Raw genomic sequence first — 18,498 nt, 5'->3', positions numbered from 1 at the left:
GGTGGGTGGCTCGCCCTGAAGTACCGGCCGGCCGCGTCTTTTCAGGCAGAGAGCGGAATTGCGGCGTCGTCGCCGGACCGGGATCGATAGCTTGGACGGGTAGGTCTGCCGAGGCGCCAGGTCGTTGAGGGTGATTGTCCGTAATGAGTAATCCTTTGGTAGCACCCGTTCAGGACTCCACGACGGCGTATTCCGGTGTGCCGCTGCTGGAAGACGCCATGGGCCTGAAGTCGGCGATCGAGAGCAAGGACTGGGCGTCGGTCGCGATGGGTGCGGTGGGCACCGCGCTGGACGCGTTGTCGATGGTGATGGATCCGTTCGGCTCGATCCTGGCCGCGGGTGTGGGCTGGTTGATGGAGCACGTCGGCCCGCTGAAGGAAGCGCTCAACGCCTTGACTGGCAACGCGGATGAGATCGCGGCGCAGTCGCAGACGTGGGCGAATGTGGCGAAGGAACTGGAAAGCGTCGGTCAGGATCTCGACGCGATGGTGAAGGCCGACCTGCAGTCCTGGACCGGGCCCGCAGGCGACGCGTACCGGCAGCGCACGCAGGACACGGTGGCGTTGCTGCAGTCGGCGCAGAAAGGCTGTGAAGGCGCGTCGTCCGGGGTGAAGACCGCGGGCGAGGTGGTCGGCGCGGTGCGCTCGATGGTGCGGGACATCATCGCGCAGCTGGTCGGGCACATGATCAGCTGGGCGCTGCAGGTGCTGTTCACGCTCGGCATCGGCATGGCCTGGGTGGTCCCGGAGGTCGTCGCGGCGGTGGCGAAGACGGCGTCGCAGATCGCGAGCATCACCAAAAAGCTGGTCTCCGCGCTCAAGGCACTCGTCCCGCTGCTGAAGAAGGCCGGCACGCTGTTCGAGGACGCGGCCAAGGGGCTGAAGGGTCTCAAGGGCGGGAAGGTCGAAGCTCCGCCGAAGCCGAAAGTGGACCCCAAGGGCGGCGACGGCGGGGGCACGCCGAAGGGCGGGGACTCCACCGAGACCTCGGGTGACCACTCGACGGGCGGCGGCGACTCGACCTCGACCTCGGGTGATCACTCGACCGGCGGCGAGGGCGGCGGCGACTCGAAGGGCGGCGGCTCCTCCGGCGACCAGTCGACGAAGGGCGGCGGCGACGACTCGGTCACGACGTCGGGCGACAAGCCGGGGACGGACAACCCGCCGTCGAAGGGCCAGGGCGACGAGACGAAGCCGCCGGACGACCCGGGGAAGGACTCGTCGGACAAGGACAACTGGATCTGCAAGACCGACCCGGTGGACGTCGCGCGCGGGAACGTGGTGGTGGACCAGATCGACCTGGAGCTGCCGTCACCGCTGCTGCTCGAGCGGCTGCACGTCTCCTCCTACCGCGACGGCCGCTGGTTCGGCCCGACCTGGGTGTCTACTGTGGACCAAAGGCTCGAGGTGGACGGCCGGCACCTCCGGTGTTTCTCCCCGGACGGCACGATCCTGTTCTATCCGCACCCGGCGCCGGGTGCGCCGGTGCTGCCGCTGGAAGGCCCGCGCCGCCCGCTGGCCCGGCACGAGGATGGCAGCTACACCCAGACCGATCCGTTGCGGGGGCGGGAACTGCGCTTCGGCGCGCTGCCGGGCCGGGGCTCGGACGAGTTCGTCCTGCTGGCCATCACCGACGCCGACGGCGCCCGCGTCGAGTTCGACTACGACCCGCTGGGCGCGCCGCGGGCCCTGCGCCACTCCGCCGGGTACCGGGTGGAGCTGGAAACCGACGGCGGACGGGTCACGGGCATCCACGTGACCGACCCCGAACACGATGTCCGCGTCCCGGTCCGGCGATTCGGCTACAGCCAGCAGGGCCACCTGACCAGCGTGGTCAACTCCTCGGGCCGGCCGGAGCGCTACGACTACGACGCCGACGGCCGGATCACCGGCTGGGAAGACCGCAACGGCACCTGGTACCGCTACATCTACGACGCCGACGGCCGCTGCGTGCGCACGGTCGGCGACCGCGGTTTCTACGACGGCGCGTTCGTCTACGACCCGCAGCGCCGGGTCACCGTCTTCACCGATTCCCTCGGCCACCCCAGCGAATTCCACTTCAACGAGGCCAACCAGCTCCTGCGTGAGGTCGACCAGCTGGGCCACGCCACCACGTCGGAGTGGGACCGCTACGACCGCCTGCTGTCCCGCACCGACCCGCTCGGCCGCACCACCCGTTACGAGTACACCGGCGAAGGCGCGCTCACGACCGTCATCCGCCCGGACGGCAGCCGCGCGCGAGTGACCTCCGACCCGGACGGCACGCTCACCGTCACCGTGACGAGCGCCGGGCGGGACTGGCAGCGCGTGTACCCGGCCGGCACCGCGCCGGATCCGTTCACCGCGCAGGCCGGGACCGGCACCCGGTTCCAGCAGGACCGCCAGTGGACCGCCGGCCAGCCCGCGGCCCCGGCCGCCGATCCGGTGGAACGCGATCTGTTCGGGCGTCAGCGGGTGGTGACCGGCGCGACCGGCGCGCGCACCCGGCTCGGCTGGACCGTGGAAGGGTTGCCGGCCACCAGGACCGGCCCGTCCGGGCGGCACGAGGAATGGCACCACGATGCCGAAGGCAACCTCGTCGAGCACGCCGGCATCCGGTACGAGTACGGGCCGTTCGACCTGCCGACGGCGACGATCGACGCGACCGGGGCGCGCACGGCTTACGTCTACGACACGGAGCTGCGGCTCACCCGCGTCACCAATCCGGCCGGGCTGACCTGGAGCTATACCTACGATTCCGCCGGGCGCCTGGTCGAGGAGACCGACTTCGACGGCCGCGTGGTGCGGTACGGCTACGACGCCGCGGGGCAGCTCGTGCAGACGGTCGACGGCCTCGGCACGGTCACCACCTACCGCTACGACGCGCTCGGCAACGTCGCCGAACGCCGGACTCCGAGCGCCACCACCACTTATGCCTACGATCCCGTCGGCTTCCTCGTCCGCGCCGTCGAGGCCGGCTGTGTGCTGGAGATCGACCGGGACGAGTCCGGTCGGGTCGTCCGGGAAGCCGTCGATGGCCACGCGGTCATCTACACCTACGACGACAACGGCGTCCGGCGGCGCACTCCGTCCGGAGTGGACAGTGCGTGGAACTTCGCCGACGCGGGCGCCACGGCCGTGCTCAGCGTCGGCGAACACGTGACGAGCTTCCAGTACGACGAAGCCGGCCGCGAGGTCGGACGGCGGATCGGCGCCGGGGCCGAGCTGTCACAGACCTTCGACGCCGAAAACCAGCTGACCGGCCAGACCGTCACCGCCGGCGCGGACGGCCGGGTCGTGCAGCAACGTCAGTACACCTACCGGCTCGACGGCAGTCTCATCGGCGTCGACGACGCGATCTCGGGCCCGGCGCGGTTCCAGCTGGACCCGGCCGGCCGGGTGGTGGGCGTCGAGGCCCCGGGCGGCGCCGAGGCTTACCGCTACGACCCTTCGGGCAGCATCGTCGGTGCCGAGGGACCCGTGGCCACGCCCGACGCCGGTCCCCGCAGCTACTCCGGGAACCTGGTGACCGCGGCGGGAGCGGTCCGCTATGTGCACGACCGCCAGGGCCGGCTGGTCGCCCGGCACGAGACCGGGCCGGTCGCGCGATCCTTCTACTACGCCTGGGATCCGCTCGACCGGCTGGTCGGGGTACGTACTCCCGACGGCGCCGAGTGGCGGTACCGCTACGACCCGCTCGGCCGCCGGATCGCCAAGCAACGGCTGGTGCCCGGCCCGGACGGACCGGTGGTGGCCGAGGAAACCCGCTTCACCTGGAGCGGGCAGCTGCTGGTCGAACAGGTGCACCGCGGGCCCGACGGGCACCCGCTGGTGCTCACCTGGGATCACCGTCCCGGCACCGCGCAGCCGGTGGCCCAGACCGAGCACCTCGGCTCGGGGGTCCGGTTCTTCTCGTTCCTCACCGACCAGATCGGCACCCCGGTCGACCTGATCGACGAACGCGGTGTGGTGGCCTGGCACGGATCGGCCTCGTTGTGGGGCCGGGCCCGCCCGGCGCCCGCGTCGGCCGGGTCCACCCCACTGCGGTTCCCCGGCCAGTACGCCGACGACGAGACGGGCCTGCACTACAACGTCTACCGCTACTACGACCCCGGCACGGGCCGCTACCTCAGCCAGGACCCGCTCGGCCTGGCCCCGGCGCCCAACCCGGTCGCCTACGTGGCCAACCCGTTGCGCGACAGCGACCCGCTGGGCCTGGGCTGCATGCAGAGCAAGCCGGACCCCGACGACGTGACCCCGAACCGGCCCACCCCGGCCGGCGGCGGCGACGCCGGGCACGTGCAGGACGCCAACCCGCACGACCCGGCCTCGGACCACGGCGGCTCGGATCACGAGGGCTCCGATCACGGTGGCGACAATGCGAGTAACCACGACGGTGACAACGCCAGTAGCGACCATGGTGGCGACAACGCCAGTGATCACGGTGGCGACAACGCCGGCGAACATGGCGACGGCAATGGCAGTGAGCACGGGGACAGTGACAACGGCGGCGGCTGGGGCGACGAGGACGACCCGTTCGGCGGCTTCGGCATGGACGACGCGAGTTCGACCCACTCCGACGCCGGGCCGCACCACGCGGAGGACCCCAACCCGGACCTGCCGGACCGTCCGCAGGACCACGGCCAGCCGAACCCGGCGCTGAGCGACGCGGACAAACAGGCCCTGAACAATCGCTGGGACGAACTGAAGCAGGACTCGCGCTACGACGACCTGGCCAAGGACGAGGACCACGGCGGCCAGATCACCGACACCTCGAGGGACGAGGCGCTGATCGGCCTCGACCTCAACAAGCAGGGCATCGGGCCGTTCAAGGACGGGGTCGGCCGGCCGGACTCCCTCGGCGGCGGCGACCTGATCGACGGCAACGGCAAGTCCTGGGACGTGAAGTCCATGCACTCCGACTGGCCGCCCGGCTCGAACCACGCGCCGGGCCAGCAGTTCACGCACGGGTACTCGGACCAGATGTTCACCGACAAGGTCGACGGCCAGCTCGGCCGGGGCCGTAACGTCGTCATCGACACCCGCAACATGAGCGCGGCGGACGTCCAATCCATGACCAACATCCGAAACGGGAGGCCGGACTGGGATGGCAAGATCATCTTCTACCCGTAAGGCGTGGGTCCCGCGTACCTGGCCCGCCGACCGCGCGGCCGCCGAAGCGGTGCGCGCCTGGCTGGCCGATCCCGAGCCGGGCGGGTTCGTCGGCAACGGCCTGGACTTCTCCGGCGCGGACTTCACCGGCGGCGACTTCGTCGAGTGCTGGTTCGGCGAGGCGGTCCTGCGCAAGACGACGTTGCGGGGCGCCGAGCTGACGCACGCCCACGTCGATGGGGCCGACCTGGCCGAGGCCGACTTGACGGAGGCGAACCTCGCCGGCGCGTCGGGCAGCAAAACGAACCTCCACGGGGCCGTCCTGCACGCCGCGAACCTCCGTTCCGCCGAGTTCTTCGACGCCGACTTCTCCGGCGCCGACCTCTCGGGCGCGGTGCTGGGCGACGCGTCGTTGCACCGGTGCACCCTGACCGGGGCGAACCTTGCCGGGGCGAGCGCGGACAAGCTGCTGCTGCGGGAGTGCAAGCTGGAGGAGACCGACCTGACCGGGTTCACCGGCACGGTGCTCGGCCCGATTTCGGTGGTGCTGCGCGGGCAGCGCACCCTGCTCGACGGCGAGGACCTCGAGCAGTGGTTCACCGCCCGCGGCGCCCGGGTGTCACGGTTCCGCCCCGAGCCGTGACCCCCCGGCCCCGGCCCCGGACTGCGTGACTCTGGCTCGAAGCGCCCCAATGTGGCGTTCGGTGCGTCAGACGCACCCAATGTGGCGTTCGGTGCGTTGGGCGCAACCAACGCCACATTGGGGCGCTTGGGGCCGAGCCGGAGGAGACGGCGAGGCTCAGGCGGGTGTTCGCTGCGCGACGGCCGGGGCGATCTGGTGCGCGGGGTCGAGGGTGATCTGGCCGGCGTCGGTGTCGTAGTCGAACAGTTCGCCGTAGCGGCCCCAGTCGATGGCGGTGTCGAGCTGCTGCCGGGCGTCGTCGGTGGAGAAGCCGCGGCGGAGCAGGTCGAGGAAAAACGCGGCCCGCAGGCTGCCGTCGGCGCTGGCGGCCAGTGCCTTGTAGATGGTGCGGACCAGCGGCGCGCGGTGGCGGGCCTGCTCGGCGAAGATCTTCTTGCTGTCCTGGATGTCGGCGGTGGTGAACGCGGTGCCCATCGGGGTGAGGTTGAGGTCGGCGCCGGCGACGAACAGGAAGTCGAGCATGGCGGCCGCGTCGACCAGGGGCAGCAGGTCGTCGATCTCGAAGCTGAGCTCGGCGGCGATGTCGGGCAGGTCGACGCGCCCGCCCTGGGCGTAGACGATCTCGACCAGCCCGGCCAGCCCGCCGACGGACGCGATCGGCAGCGGCCGCGCGGTGGGCGTGGCCTCGGTGGGCTCGGGCACGACGTGGTCGGGCTCGCGGCCGGTGAGCAGGTCGTAGAGCCGGTCCACCAGCGCCGCGAACGCCGGGGCGCGCCGGTCACGGGGGCGGGCCAGGCCGACCGGGACCTCGGCGCTGATGTGGCCGGGGTTGGCGCCGAGCACGATCACGCGGTCGGCGAGCAGGACGGCCTCCTCGATGTTGTGGGTGACGATGCAGATTCCCTTGGTGGGGAACCGTTCGCCGTCCCACAGGCCCATCAGCTCGGAGCGGAGGTTCTCGGCGGTGAGCACGTCGAGCGCGGAGAACGGCTCGTCCATCAGCAGCAGGTCGGGCTCCAGCACCAGCGCCCGCGCGAAGCCGACGCGCTGGCGCATCCCGCCGGACAACTCCTTGGGGTAGGCGGATTCGAAGCCGTCCAGGCCGATCATGTCGATGGCCTTGAGCGCGCGTTCGCGGCGCTGCGCCGGGGGAACGCCGTGCGCGGCGAGGCCGAGCTCGACGTTGTCCTGCACGGTCAGCCACGGCATCAGCGCGAAGGACTGGAACACCATGGCGGTGCCGGGGTTGGCGCCGTTCAGCTCGGTCCCGCGGTAGCGGACGGTGCCGCTGGTGGGCCCGATCAGGCCGGCGATGGTGCGCAGCAGGGTCGACTTGCCGGAGCCGGACCGGCCGAGCAGCGCGACGATCTCGCCGGCGCGCAGGTCGAGGGAGATGGCGTCGAGGACGCGCAGCTCGTCCCCGGCGGTGCCGGGGAAGCTCTTGGACACCTTCTCGACGCTGACCAGAACGTCGCCGGTGCGCAGGGGCGTGGGCATGGGGATTCCTCCGGGGATCTCAGGTGAGGGAGAAGCGGCGTTCGGCCAGTGCGTAGAGACGGCGCCAGAACAGCCGGTTGAGGCCGACGACGTAGAGGCTCATCACCGCGACGCCGATCAGGATCTGCGCGGCGTTGCCGCTGCCGGTGGCGTCCTTGATGTAGGCGCCGAGGCCGGTCGCGGTGAGGGTGGTGCCGTGGTAGGAAACGACTTCGGCGACGATGGAGGCGTTCCAGGCGCCGCCGGCCGCGGTGATGCCGCCGGTGACGTAGCTGGGGAAGATCGCGGGCAGGATCAGCTTGCGCCACCACAGTTTCCGCGGCAGCCGCAGGCTCGACGCCGCCTCGCGCAGGTCGTTCGGGATGGCGCTGGCGCCCGCGATGACGTTGAACAGGATGTACCACTGCGCGCCGAGCGCCATCAGCAGGATCCCGCCCCAGTCCAGGCTGACCCCGGTGGCCAGCAGGACCCCGGTGACCAACGGGAACAGGAAGTTCGCCGGGAAGCTGGCCAGCACCTGCACCACCGGTTGGGCCAGGCGGGAAACGCGGGGGTTCAGCCCGATCCACACCCCGACGGGCACCCAGATCAGCGTCGCGACCGCGACCAGCGCGAGCACCCGGGCGAACGTGATCAGCCCGAGCCACAACGCGTGCCCGACTTCGCCGAACCCGGCGGTGCCCGCGATGAACGTGACCATCCGGACCAGCCCGTAGGTGATCAGGGCGAGTACGGCGACGGCGAACACGGCGTCTCCGGCGCGACGACGGACGGGTGAGGTCCGCAGCGGGTGCTCGGCCAGCCCGAACAGCGCCATGGCCCGGTCGAGCGGGAACACCAGCCGGCCGAAGACCGTGCCGAGGAACGCCGGGATCCGGGAACGCCGCAGCAGCATGAGGGTGACGCTGCGGGGCGCTTCGGCGGCTTCGGAATCCTCGACGCGGAAGCGCTCGGCCCACGCGGTGAGCGGGCGCCAGAACAGCACGTTCACCCCGACCACCATCACGATCATCACGACGATCGCCAGCAGCACCTTGCCGAGGTCGCCCTCGTCGGTGGCGGTCGCGACGTAGGCGCCGATGCCGGGCAGCGCGTAGTTGTGGTTGTCGACGCTGAGCGCTTCGGACGCGGTGAGGAAGAACCAGCCGCCGCCGAAGCTCATCATCCCGTTCCAGACCAGCCCGATCATCCCGCCGGGCGCGTCGACCCGCCAGAACCGCTGCCACCGCGAAAGCCGCAGCAGCCGGGCGGCCTCGTCGAGGTCCCGCGGCTGCGACACCAGCGAGTGGTAGAACGCGAAGGTCATGTTCCAGGCCTGCGAGGTGAAGATCGCGAAGATCGACGCGGCCTCCAAGCCCAGCTGCGAACCCGGGAACAGCGCGATGAAACCGGTGATCGTCACCGAGAGGAAACCGAGGATCGGCACCGACTGCAGGATGTCCAGCAGCGGGATCAGTACTTTTTCCGCGCGCCGCAGCCGGGCCGCGGCGGTGGCGTAGACGAAGGTGAACAGCACCGAAAGGGCCAGCGCGACGAACATTCGTAACAGTGAACGTCCGGCGTAGTAAGGAAGTTCGGCCGGATCGGTGGACACTGTGGACGGTGCGGTCGCCTCGTTCCACGGGACCGCGGTGCCGTGCGCGAGCCGCACGACCAGCCACAGCAGCGCGGCCGCGCCGAGGAACACCAGCACGTCGGCGACACTGCGCCCGGGCCGGGCCAGCGCCCCGCGAGTGGGGAAGGTGCGAAGCAGGGACATCGGGCTCAGCTCTCGTCGTCGGGGCCGGTGAAGGTCTCGGTCTCCCAGCGCACGCTGGTCACCGACGGCTCCATGGACAGCCGGCTGACCGCCGACTCCATCTGCTTGTCGTCGCGCTGATCGGCGGACAGCTCGGCGCGGACCTCGACCCGGCCGCTGCCGGCGCCGTCGGCGTTGGTGCTGGTCACCGAGCGCAGCGCGAAGTCGGTGCGGGTCAGCGCCTGGACCAGCAGGCTGCGCACGTGCGCCTCGGCCTCGTCGGTGGTCACGGCCAGGAACGTGTAGAACGCCGGGGTTTCCACGCCGGTGTCCGGGCGGCGGTCCACCACCCGGCCCAGCGGGCGCAGCGCGACGTTGACGGCGACCACGACCACCGTGCCCGCCACCGCGATCCAGTACAGCCCGGCCCCGCACAACGAGCCCACCGCGGCCGAGCACCACAGCGTCGCGGCGGTGTTCAGGCCGCGCACGGTCAGGCCCTCACGCAGGATCACGCCGGCGCCGAGGAACCCGATCCCGGACACGATCTGCGCGGCCACCCGGGTCGGGTCGGCGGCGGCGCCGGTGAAGCCGTGCGCCGAAAGCAGCACGAACAGGGTGGCGCCGGCGGCCACCAGCGCGTTGGTCCGCAGACCGGCCATCCGGGCGCGGTACTGCCGCTCGAATCCGATCACCGTGCCGAGTCCCACACCGCTGCCCAGGCGCAGCACCATCTCCGCAGTCGTCATCTGCGCTCTCACTCTCATCGCTTATTCGGAAAGTCGGGCTATTTCGGACGGGGCCGGGTCACCACAACGCGGGGGCGCGGCGCGCGTACCAGCGTTTGGCCAGCAGCGCGGCCAGGCCGTAACCGGCCAGGACGAGCACCAGCCACACCAGGTAGCCGGCGGGCAGCGGGTGCATCCGCAGCCCGTCGGCCAGCGGGGAAAGCGGCAGCAGCAGGCCCACCAGCCCGGCCGCGGCGGCGGCGAGCACGAGCGGGCGCGCCGGGCGGCCCCGGCCGCGCAGGACCAGCACCACGACCAGCTGCGAGAGCAGGCCCTCGACGAACCAGCCGGTCTGGAACAGCAGCGGTTCCGAGCCCACGTCGAACACCCACCACAGCACCGCGAAAGTGGACAGGTCGAAGATCGAGCTGAGCGGCCCGAACACGAGCATGAACCGGGTCAGGCCGCGCGCGTCCCACCGTCGCGGCCGCCGCAGGTAACCGTCGTCGACCCGGTCCCACGCCAGCGCGATCTGGGCGGCGTCGTAGAGCAGGTTCGCCACCATCAGCTGAATCGGCAGGATGGGGAGGAACGGCAGGAACGCGCTCGCCGCGAGCACGGTCAGCACGTTGCCGAAGTTCGAGCTGGCCGTGATGTTGACGTACTTCTGCGTGTTGCCCAGCGTCCGGCGGCCCTCGACCACGCCGCGCGCGAGCACGCCGAGATCGCGGTCCAGCAGCACGAGGTCGGCCGCGTCCTTGGCGACGTCGGTCGCGGTGTCCGGGGCGATGCCGACGTCGGCGGTGCGCAACGCGGTCACGTCGTTGACGCCGTCGCCGACGAACCCGACCGCGCGGCCGTTCGCGCGCAGTGTCGCGACGACACGCGCTTTGTGCGCCGGGGTGAGCTTCGCGAAGACCGTGGTGCGCTCGACGAGCACCCGCAGGTCGGCCTCGTCGGTGTGGTCGACCTGCCGGCCGAGCACGACGTCACCGACCGGCACGCCGACCTGCGCCGCGACCTGGGCGGCGACGTGCGGGTTGTCGCCGGTGAGGATCTTCACCGTCACCCCGTGCTCGTCCAGCGCGCGCACCGCGGTGGCCGCGCCGTCGCGGACCGGGTCGACGAAGCCGACGAACCCCACCAGCACCAGTTCGTTCTCGTCGTGCTCGTCGTAGCCGTCGAGCCGCGTCCGGAACTCGCGCGCCGCCACGGCGAGGATGCGCATGCCGTGCTGGGCGTAGGCGCGCACGATGTCCGCCGCGGCCGCGCGGGCGTCCCCGGTCAGCTCGACGACCTCGCCGTCGCGGCGGGCGTGCGAGCAGCGGGGCAGGATCTCGTCCGGATCCCCTTTGCAGATCAGGATTTCCTGGTCGACCGGGCGGCTCACGATCACCGTGGCCCGGCGCCGGACGTGGTCGAAGCCGATCTCGCCGGCCTTGCTGAACATCGCCTCGGTGACCAGGTCCTCGTCCTCGTCGGCGAGCTGGGCGACGATCGCCTCGTCGAGCCGGTCGTGCCGGTCGGCCTGGAAGTGCACGGCCAGGTAGGCGTACTCGGCCGCCTCGCCGTCCGGGCGGCCGGACAGGTCGATGCTGTGCGCGTAGGCGACGCGGTCTTCGGTGAGCGTGCCGGTCTTGTCCACGCACAGCACGTCCATCGCGGCCAAGTCCTGGATTGCGTTGAGCCGCTTGACAATCACCCGACGCCGAGAAAGCCGCACCGCGCCGCGCGCCAGGTTCGTCGTCACGATCACCGGCAGCATCTCGGGCGTCAGGCCGACCGCGACGGCCGCGGCGAACATGCCCGCCTGCGCCCAGTTCCCGGTGACCACGCCGTTGACGACCAGCACGATCGGCACCATCACCAGCATGAACCGGATCAGCGTCCAGCCGACCCGCCGCACGCCGAGGTCGAAGCTCGACTCCCCGCGTGGCGCGGCGGTTTGCGCGGCCAATGACCCGAAGTAGGTGCCGGCGCCCGTCGCGATCACCACCGCGGTCGCGGCGCCGCCGACCACCGCCGTCCCGGCGAACCCCAGCGCCGGCGAGTCGACCAGCTCCGGCCGCGCGTCACGCGGACGGCGCGGCCGTTCGACCGGCGGCAGCCGCTTCGCGACCGGAAGCGCCTCACCGGACAACGCCGACTGGTCCACGACCAGGTCGCCGGCCGCGACCACCCGCACGTCCGCGGGCATGACGTCGCCGGGCCCCAGCAGGACGACGTCCCCGGGCACCAGGTCGGCGGTCGGTACTTCCCGCTCGAGCGCGGGGAACCCGTCGCCGGCCCGGCGCCGCACCGTGACCGTGGTGCTCACCTGGGCGCGCAGTGCCCGCACCGCGCGCTCGGAACGGGTGTGCTGCCAGAAGCGCAGCGCCACGCTCAGCAGCACCATCACGCTCACGGTGACCGCGCCCCGCAGGTCCCCGACGACGGCGAACACCACACCGAGCCCGGTCAGCAGCGCGACGAACGGGCTTCGCACCGCGGCCCAGACCTGCCCGGTCCGCCCGAGCCGGGCCGCGCCTGCCACCTGGTTGTCGCCGTAGCGCCGCAACCGGTCGGCCGCCTCGGACTCGGTCAGTCCTTTGGGCGTGCTTTCGAGCCGCTGGAAGACGGTGAGCACCGGGGCATCGGCGAGTGCGGCCAGCGACACCTCGCCGGGGGCCGGCGCCGGGGCGGGCAGCGTGGAAAAGCGGGTCATCAGGGGGTCCTGTCCGTGGAGGCCGAAGCTGTGACGACAGCGGCGCCGACCACGCGGACCCGGCCTATCCCAGGGTGAGCAGGGAGGGCCGGTGGTCCGCGCGATCGCGACTACTACTTCCTTCGCCGGTCACCCGGCTCACCTCCCTCCACACGACGACACGCCGGTCCCCGCCGGGACCGCCGGGCTCCAGTAGACCGCAGCCACCCCGTAACAGTCAAACACTTGTACAAGTATTGGTCGTACGTCACGCTACGGAGGACACCCGAGAGGATGGTCCCGTGCCCACCCCACCCGGCTCCACTCCACTGCCTTCTATTGCGCTGCCTTCTGATGTGCTGCCGCCTGATGCATTGCCCTCTGATGCGCTGCCGTCCGACCCGCTGCCGCCTGACCTGCTCCAGGACGCCGCCGGCACGTTCGCCCTGCTCTCGGCCACCGTCCGGCTGCACATCCTCTGGCTGCTGGCCACCGGTGAACGGGACGTCGGCACCCTCGCCGAGGACACCGGCCAGAGCGTCGCCACGGTCAGCCACCACCTGGCCAAGCTGAAGCTCGCCGGCCTGGTCAGCTCCCGCCGGGCCGGCAAGCGGCAGATCTACCTCGCCGAGGACCCGCTGGTCGCGGACATCGTCCAGCTCGCGATCCGGCACCACATCGAGGTCCGTGAGGCCCCGGGGCGCCGGCGGCGGGCCCGGGGCGCGTGAGGCGGTCATCGCCTGGGCCGGACTCGTGAGTGCCTATGCCGGTTCTAACCGTCATGAACACTCACGAGTCCTTGCACTGTCCACAAGCGACCGTCAGGGTAGGCGCCGCGCAGCCCGTCGAACGTGCCGATCCCGCCGAGGGCGATCAGCTCGGGGTCGGCCAGCGGCGAGGTGACGAACGTGCGGGCCGGCGACCACCCGGTCGACGTGACGAGCCGTCGGCCCATCGCCGCCCAGCCGGGCACCGTCGCGGCGACCAGCCACACGTCGGGTTCCGGCGCGGCGAACCGGCGGGACGGCCGGAGCCACGAGGCGGCGGTCTCCGGCCAGTGGACAGTGGTCAGCACCGTGCCACCGCCATCGGCCCAGGCCGTGGCGAGCAGTTCCCCGTTCGCCCGGGAAACCGCGTCCGACGCGGTGCCCACGACCGCGCTCACCGGCGCGGGTTTCACGCTGCGGGCGGCGTTGATGAGCGCTGCCAGCTCCTCCGGGCCGCACGGGCGCGCGGGGGGAGAGGCGGCGGCCGGGCGGTGTGGGAGTGGGGAGAAACCGTCCGGGATCAGGCCGCGGTGATGCGGCATCAGGACCCCACCGCGGTCATGCGGCATCGGGAGCACGCCGCTGTTGGGTGGCGTAGGCACAACATCGCCGTCATGCGGCATCGGGAGCACGCCGCTGTCGGGTGGCTTAGACACAACACCGTCGTCATGCGGCGCAAGGACAACACCGCGGTCAAGCGGCGTAGCCACAACACCGCCATCAAGCGGGTCAAGCCGCATCGTGGAACACCAGGCCGAGCGTGTGCCGTACCCCGCTGCGCACCACCGAAACGCCGTGCCGGACCGGCCCCCTCGACCAGCCCCGCACCGACTTCACCGGCTTTTCGCGGGTGGTGAAGGCCAGCCCGTGCCCCTGCGGGATGAGCGTCGCCGTGCCGCGTGACTGGGCCCGCGGCCGTTGCTCGGTCAGCAGGAACTCGCCGCCGGTGTGGTCGGCGCCGGGGTCGTTCAGGTTCACCACCACCTGCAGCGGGAACACCTTGTCCCCGTACAGATCGCGGTGCAGCGCGTTCCAGCCGCCCGGCTCGTACCGCAGGAGGATCGGGGTCGGCTTGGTCTGGCCCGCCCGGTGGCAGACCTCAAGCCACTCCTCAAGAGTCTCGGGCCACTCGGCCGCACACCGGAGCTTTTCCGACCATTCCCGGGCAATCGGCAGGAGCCGCGGGTACAGGGCCTCGCGCAGTGCCCGCACGGGCTCGGGGAACGGCTCGCTGAAGTACTTGTAGTCACCGTGATCGCCGAAACGGTGGCGGCGCAGGTTGATCGTCGCCCGGAACCGGTCCGGCTCGGCCCACAGAGCGATGATCTGACGGCATTCCGCCGGCGTCAGCAGCTGGGGGAGCAGGGCGCTGCCGACGTCGTCGAGCCCGTTTTTGACCGCTCCCCAGTCGGCTGCGTCCACGCGGTCGGCGTAGCGGTTTCGCACTGTCGTCGTACTCATCGGGCGAAGCTCCTTCGTCGGGGTCTCACCAGGTAGACGGTGGCCGCCGCCGAAACGTGAGATCGTCACCGAGCCCGGGTGGCCTGGATGTGCCGCCACCGCAAGGCCGCGGCGTAAGACCGGTACACGTCGATCAGCCCGCTCGCCTGCTGACCCGGTCGAAGACCGCGAACGCGCCCGCCCGCGAGATCCGCTGCCCCGATCAGGTGCAGGACCAGGGCCGCGAACTCGTCGCCGTGGGTGCGGGCGCCAGCCCCGCGAAGTGGTCCGTTTCCCGGTGCCGCGCAAAGGCTTCACGCGAGTCGTAACGCTCCAGCAGGACGACGTCCCTAGCGTCGCCGACACCGTGGTAGGCGGCGAAGGAGATGTTGCCGGGCTCAGGCATGGGAAATCCCTTCTCTCACGGCCGCCGTCAACGCTCGGTGCGGCTGTAGCCGGTCAGCTGTTCCTGCAGGCGCTGGTAGTCGAGGGCCGGCGGGACCTGCGCGCCGTCCCGTACCGCGCGGGCCGCGGTGACGGCGGCGTTCAGCGCGGCCCGGTATGGCAGCGAACCGGTGCTCACGCGCCGGATGCCGAGCCGGCCCAGCGCGTTCACGCTGAGCCCGGGCACCGGCAGGGTGTTCACCGGCACGGGCAGGGTTTCCGCGAGTTTCCGCAGCACGGCGGGGTCGGTCGCGCCGGGCACGAACACCCCGTCCGCGCCGGCCCGGACGTACGCCTCCGCGCGTTCGAGGGTCGGCTCCAGCTCCGCGTCCTGGCGGAGCCAGTAGGTGTCGACCCGCGCGTTCACGAACAGCCCTGGGCTCCGCCGCTTGATCTCCGCGACCTTGGCGGCCAGCAGTTCCGGCGCGACCAGCCGCTCCGCGGTGCTGTCCTCGATGTTGATCCCGGCCACAGCGAGCTGCTCGACGTACTCGGCCACCTCGGCCGGGTCGTCGGAGTAGCCGTCCTCCACGTCGAAGCTCACGTACACCGGCAGATCACGCAGGGCCCGCGCGAGCGTGAGGTTCGCCGCCCGGCTCGCGCGGCCGCCGTCCGGGTGCCCCTGGCTCGACGCGACGCCGAAGCTCGTCGTCCCGATGGCGGGAAAGCCCTCCGCGGCCATGGCCAAGGCGGACGGCACGTCCCAGGCGTTGGGCAGCACCAGCGGGTCGGGGCCGTGGTGCAATTCAGCGAAAGTCATGGGGCTCCTTGGTTTCAGGCCTTGCCCGAGAAGGTGGCGAGTGTGCCACGCCCTCCGCCAGGTCCCGGTGCAGGCCGAGGTCGGGTGGTCTCGGACATGACTCGACCCTACCCAGCCGGCGGGAGACGACCTCACATCCCGGCGGCCGCCGGCGTCTACGGGGCATGACAGGAAAGGCCACCGGGAAGATCCGGTCGTGGGCTTCGACGCCGGCGGTGCGGCGTTCCATGCAAGGGAACCGTTCTCGTGACACGAGCCCGGAACTCGCGGTCCGGCGCCTGGTGCACGCGGCCGGGCTGCGCTACCGCGTCGACGTGCGGCCGGTGGCCGCGCTCCGGCGGAGGGCGGACCTCGTGTTCACTCGCGCCAAGGTCGCGGTGTTCGTCGACGGGTGCTTCTGGCACGGCTGCGAGGACCACTACACCGAGCCGGCCACCAATCGTCCTTACTGGGCCCGGAAAATCCAGGCGAACCGCGCCCGTGACGCAGACACGACCGAACGGCTGCGGGAAGAGGGCTGGGCGGTCGTGCGCGTCTGGGAGCACGAAGCCCCGGACACCGCCGCGGCCCGCGTGGTCGCAGCCGTGCGAACCGACGGCAAAACACTGAACAAAGGAGTATCCGCATGACGCTCGTCAAGCGGGCGCCCGCCGAGGCGTCCCCGACACTGTCCGATGTAGACCATGAACTCCTGGATTCGCTCCACACCAGGCTGACCGGGGCGGCGCGGGCGGAGGGCGTCCTCGACGTCGCCTACCGCACCGTCGACTCGCCGGTCGGCCGGCTGCTGCTGGCGGCCACCGCCGAAGGGCTCGTGCGGGTGGCGTTCGAGGGCGAGGACCACAACGCCGTGCTCGAGTCGCTGGCCGCCGTCGTCAGCCCGAGGGTGCTCGCCGCCCCGGGCCGGCTCGACCCGGTGGCCCGGGAGCTGGACGAGTACTTCGCGGGCGACCGGCGCCGGTTCGGGGTCCCGGTCGACCTCCGGCTGGCGAAGGGCTTCCGGCGTGCGGTCCTCGACCGGCTGAAGGACATCCCGTTCGGCCACACCCGGAGTTACGCGGAGGTGGCCGCCGCCGCGGGCAGCCCGCGCGCCGTGCGGGCCGCGGGCACTGCCTGCGCGACCAACCCGGTGCCGCTGATCGTCCCCTGCCACCGCGTCGTCCGGTCGGATGGGGCGGCCGGACGCTACCGCGGCGGAGAGACGGCGAAACTGGCGCTGCTCGCGATGGAGGGGCGGGCAGGGGAGACCGGTCAGTTCTTCTCCGGCGCCTGCCCCAGTAGCGCGACGCGGCGCATGACGTCGATCTGGGCCGGGTTGTAGAGGTCCTGGATGGCCTGGACGACGGTCTGCGCGGCGAACCGCGGGCCCCCGGGCGCGTCGTTGCTGCCCTTCCCGGGCCCGGGGTGGCCGGAGATCAGGTCGTGGACGTGGGGGAACAGCCGCTGGGCCAGTTCGGCGCGGGTCTGCTCGCCGGCGTCGGCGGGCAGGTTGTCGAACGCGGCCACCTCGGGGTTCGCCTGGCACGACTGGAGTATTTCCGCGTAGGCCTGGAGGCCTTGCGGGCCGAGCACCCGGGTCAGCACGATGATGAACGAGCGGTCGTTGTCGGACAGCCCGCCGTCGGTGGTCGCCGGGCCGAGTTCGAGGGGCAGGTCGGTCGGCGCGGCTTCCCGGAGCATCAGGGCCAGCTCGACCCGGATCCGCTGCAGCCGCTCGATGGTCGTGGAGAGGTCGGTGTCCAGCGCGCGCAGGGCTTCCTCGGGATGCTCGTCGGCGTCGCCCATGGCGGAGATCTGGGACAGGGAGAACCCGAGGTCGATCAGCCGCTTGATTCGCAGGATCCGCACGAGATGGGCGACGACGTACTGCTTGTAGCCGTTGGCGCGCCGCTCGGGCTCGTCGAGGAGGCCGATCTCGTGGTAATGGCGTACGGCCCGTACGGTCGTGCCGGCGAGCTCGGCGATCTCACGGGTGCTCCAAGCCACGACTGCCCACCTCTTCCGGAACCGCGGTCCGCCGGCGCGATCACGCCGGCGGATTCCAGTCAAAACTCTGACGGTGCGGCATGGTCAAGTGCTGCTGCGTCCCGCCAGGGTGTGGCGTAGTTCACACCAATGGTGGTTGAGTGTGCCGCCGGGGTCCGAGTGCCGGCCGCGGCCCACGGCGGTGACCTGCCGACGCTGGTCCGGCGCGCCGCTTCGTGCGGGCGGGACCAGGTCTTTTCGTCCTGCCCCGGCTTTACCGGTGACCGGGAATCCCGGTGTGCGGGCCGGCGACGGTCAGCGGCCCGGCGGGTCGGGGGCGAGGGTGCCGTCGGGGGCGATGTGGTCGAAGATCTGCTCGACCACGGTGAGCACGTGCGGGTCTTCGACGCTGTAGATGTGGTGCCGTCCGTCGCGGCGGACGCTGATCAGCCCGGCCAGCCGCAGTTTGCTCAGGTGCTGGCTCATGGTGGCGACGCCCACCCCGGTGCGCGCGGCGAGGGCGCTCACATCGTGAATCCCTTGCGCGGCCAGCCAGAGCACGTGCAGCCGGACCGGATTGCCCAGCAGCGCGAAGGTGCTCGCGGCCGCGGTGAGCTGCGGGGAGGTCGGTTCGACGCGTTCATCCCCCGGTGGATGTTCGGTGCGCGCCTCGTCGGAGTTCGCCATGGCGAACCCCATTGTTGCCTATGACCTGCGGTTTCCGCGCGGCCGGTGTGCCGAAC

Annotated in this window: 15 protein-coding genes; 5 read left to right on the top strand and 10 right to left on the bottom strand. The window is 71.5% G+C overall.

The features are described 5' to 3' along the window. Nucleotides 1-155: 155 nt before the first annotated feature. Together OG943_RS26235 and OG943_RS26230 are read left to right on the top strand one after the other, a co-directional pair. Nucleotides 156-5,111: an RHS repeat-associated core domain-containing protein gene (locus OG943_RS26235; protein WP_328603577.1), complete on the top strand. Its 4,956-nt coding sequence runs from the start codon at nt 156-158 to the stop codon at nt 5,109-5,111. Next, on the top strand, nt 5,086-5,733 hold the full coding sequence (locus tag OG943_RS26230) for a pentapeptide repeat-containing protein (RefSeq protein ID WP_328603576.1): 648 nt from the start codon (nt 5,086-5,088) through the stop codon (nt 5,731-5,733). Before OG943_RS26235 ends, OG943_RS26230 begins: the two co-directional genes overlap by 26 nt. Nucleotides 5,734-5,889: 156 nt before the next feature. On the opposite strand, the gene OG943_RS26225 is transcribed toward OG943_RS26230, so the two are convergent. The 4 genes from OG943_RS26225 to mgtA are packed head-to-tail and all read right to left on the bottom strand — an operon-like array spanning nt 5,890 to nt 12,400. Further along, entirely contained in the window at nt 5,890-7,230 is a 1,341-nt protein-coding gene (locus OG943_RS26225) for an ABC transporter ATP-binding protein (protein WP_328603575.1), read from the bottom strand. Between the two features lie 19 nt (nt 7,231-7,249). Continuing rightward, nucleotides 7,250-8,989, bottom strand: coding sequence for an ABC transporter permease (locus OG943_RS26220; protein WP_328603574.1), 1,740 nt, complete (start codon nt 8,987-8,989; stop codon nt 7,250-7,252). A 5-nt stretch (nt 8,990-8,994) separates the two neighbouring features. Continuing rightward, nucleotides 8,995-9,717 (bottom strand): MgtC/SapB family protein, encoded by a 723-nt coding sequence (locus OG943_RS26215; RefSeq protein WP_328603573.1) that lies wholly within the window; start codon nt 9,715-9,717, stop codon nt 8,995-8,997. A 58-nt stretch (nt 9,718-9,775) separates the two neighbouring features. Continuing rightward, nucleotides 9,776-12,400 (bottom strand): magnesium-translocating P-type ATPase, encoded by a 2,625-nt coding sequence (gene mgtA, locus OG943_RS26210; protein ID WP_328603572.1) that lies wholly within the window; start codon nt 12,398-12,400, stop codon nt 9,776-9,778. Between the two features lie 353 nt (nt 12,401-12,753). Here mgtA and OG943_RS26205 point away from each other — a divergent pair, with 353 nt between their 5' ends. Beyond that, the gene (locus OG943_RS26205; protein WP_328603571.1) at nt 12,754-13,107 is read left to right on the top strand and encodes an ArsR/SmtB family transcription factor; all 354 of its coding nucleotides are present in this window, start codon (nt 12,754-12,756) and stop codon (nt 13,105-13,107) included. Between the two features lie 44 nt (nt 13,108-13,151). On the opposite strand, the gene OG943_RS26200 is transcribed toward OG943_RS26205, so the two are convergent. From OG943_RS26200 to OG943_RS26185, 4 genes are all read right to left on the bottom strand, one after another. Further along, nucleotides 13,152-13,688 (bottom strand): hypothetical protein, encoded by a 537-nt coding sequence (locus OG943_RS26200; protein ID WP_328603570.1) that lies wholly within the window; start codon nt 13,686-13,688, stop codon nt 13,152-13,154. A gap of 187 nt (nt 13,689-13,875) precedes the next feature. Continuing rightward, complete coding sequence (locus OG943_RS26195) at nt 13,876-14,607, bottom strand: 2OG-Fe(II) oxygenase (protein WP_328603569.1); 732 nt, start codon at nt 14,605-14,607, stop codon at nt 13,876-13,878. A 202-nt stretch (nt 14,608-14,809) separates the two neighbouring features. Continuing rightward, entirely contained in the window at nt 14,810-14,992 is a 183-nt protein-coding gene (locus OG943_RS26190; RefSeq protein WP_328603568.1) for a putative quinol monooxygenase, read from the bottom strand. 27 nt (nt 14,993-15,019) lie between these two features. Beyond that, nucleotides 15,020-15,790 (bottom strand): isocitrate lyase/PEP mutase family protein, encoded by a 771-nt coding sequence (locus tag OG943_RS26185; RefSeq protein ID WP_328603567.1) that lies wholly within the window; start codon nt 15,788-15,790, stop codon nt 15,020-15,022. A 164-nt stretch (nt 15,791-15,954) separates the two neighbouring features. Between OG943_RS26185 and OG943_RS26180 the strand changes: the two genes are divergently transcribed. Together OG943_RS26180 and OG943_RS26175 are read left to right on the top strand one after the other, a co-directional pair. Next, on the top strand, nt 15,955-16,419 hold the full coding sequence (locus OG943_RS26180; RefSeq protein WP_328603566.1) for a very short patch repair endonuclease: 465 nt from the start codon (nt 15,955-15,957) through the stop codon (nt 16,417-16,419). Further along, complete coding sequence (locus tag OG943_RS26175; protein WP_328603565.1) at nt 16,416-17,111, top strand: methylated-DNA--[protein]-cysteine S-methyltransferase; 696 nt, start codon at nt 16,416-16,418, stop codon at nt 17,109-17,111. Before OG943_RS26180 ends, OG943_RS26175 begins: the two co-directional genes overlap by 4 nt. On the opposite strand, the gene OG943_RS26170 is transcribed toward OG943_RS26175, so the two are convergent. Together OG943_RS26170 and OG943_RS26165 are read right to left on the bottom strand one after the other, a co-directional pair. Next, nucleotides 17,042-17,776 (bottom strand): helix-turn-helix domain-containing protein, encoded by a 735-nt coding sequence (locus OG943_RS26170; protein WP_328603564.1) that lies wholly within the window; start codon nt 17,774-17,776, stop codon nt 17,042-17,044. The two genes, OG943_RS26175 and OG943_RS26170, sit on opposite strands and share 70 nt — an antisense overlap. Nucleotides 17,777-18,070: 294 nt before the next feature. After that, nucleotides 18,071-18,442 (bottom strand): ArsR/SmtB family transcription factor, encoded by a 372-nt coding sequence (locus OG943_RS26165; protein WP_328603563.1) that lies wholly within the window; start codon nt 18,440-18,442, stop codon nt 18,071-18,073. Nucleotides 18,443-18,498 lie beyond the last annotated feature (56 nt).

This window comes from Amycolatopsis sp. NBC_00345, assembly GCF_036116635.1.
Lineage (GTDB): Bacteria > Actinomycetota > Actinomycetes > Mycobacteriales > Pseudonocardiaceae > Amycolatopsis.
Note: the sequence above shows the minus strand (reverse complement) of the source record. Positions and strands in the feature narration are given on the sequence as shown.

Coding starts and splice junctions, on each gene's coding strand:
- OG943_RS26230 (WP_328603576.1), top strand. CDS start 5,086: ATGGCAAGATCATCTTCTACCCGTAAGGCGTGGGTCCCGCGTACCTGG.
- OG943_RS26225 (WP_328603575.1), bottom strand. CDS start 7,230: ATGCCCACGCCCCTGCGCACCGGCGACGTTCTGGTCAGCGTCGAGAAG.
- OG943_RS26220 (WP_328603574.1), bottom strand. CDS start 8,989: ATGTCCCTGCTTCGCACCTTCCCCACTCGCGGGGCGCTGGCCCGGCCC.
- OG943_RS26215 (WP_328603573.1), bottom strand. CDS start 9,717: ATGACGACTGCGGAGATGGTGCTGCGCCTGGGCAGCGGTGTGGGACTC.
- mgtA (WP_328603572.1), bottom strand. CDS start 12,400: ATGACCCGCTTTTCCACGCTGCCCGCCCCGGCGCCGGCCCCCGGCGAG.
- OG943_RS26200 (WP_328603570.1), bottom strand. CDS start 13,688: ATGCCGCATCACCGCGGCCTGATCCCGGACGGTTTCTCCCCACTCCCA.
- OG943_RS26195 (WP_328603569.1), bottom strand. CDS start 14,607: ATGAGTACGACGACAGTGCGAAACCGCTACGCCGACCGCGTGGACGCA.
- OG943_RS26190 (WP_328603568.1), bottom strand. CDS start 14,992: ATGCCTGAGCCCGGCAACATCTCCTTCGCCGCCTACCACGGTGTCGGC.
- OG943_RS26185 (WP_328603567.1), bottom strand. CDS start 15,790: ATGACTTTCGCTGAATTGCACCACGGCCCCGACCCGCTGGTGCTGCCC.
- OG943_RS26180 (WP_328603566.1), top strand. CDS start 15,955: ATGACAGGAAAGGCCACCGGGAAGATCCGGTCGTGGGCTTCGACGCCG.
- OG943_RS26175 (WP_328603565.1), top strand. CDS start 16,416: ATGACGCTCGTCAAGCGGGCGCCCGCCGAGGCGTCCCCGACACTGTCC.
- OG943_RS26165 (WP_328603563.1), bottom strand. CDS start 18,442: ATGGCGAACTCCGACGAGGCGCGCACCGAACATCCACCGGGGGATGAA.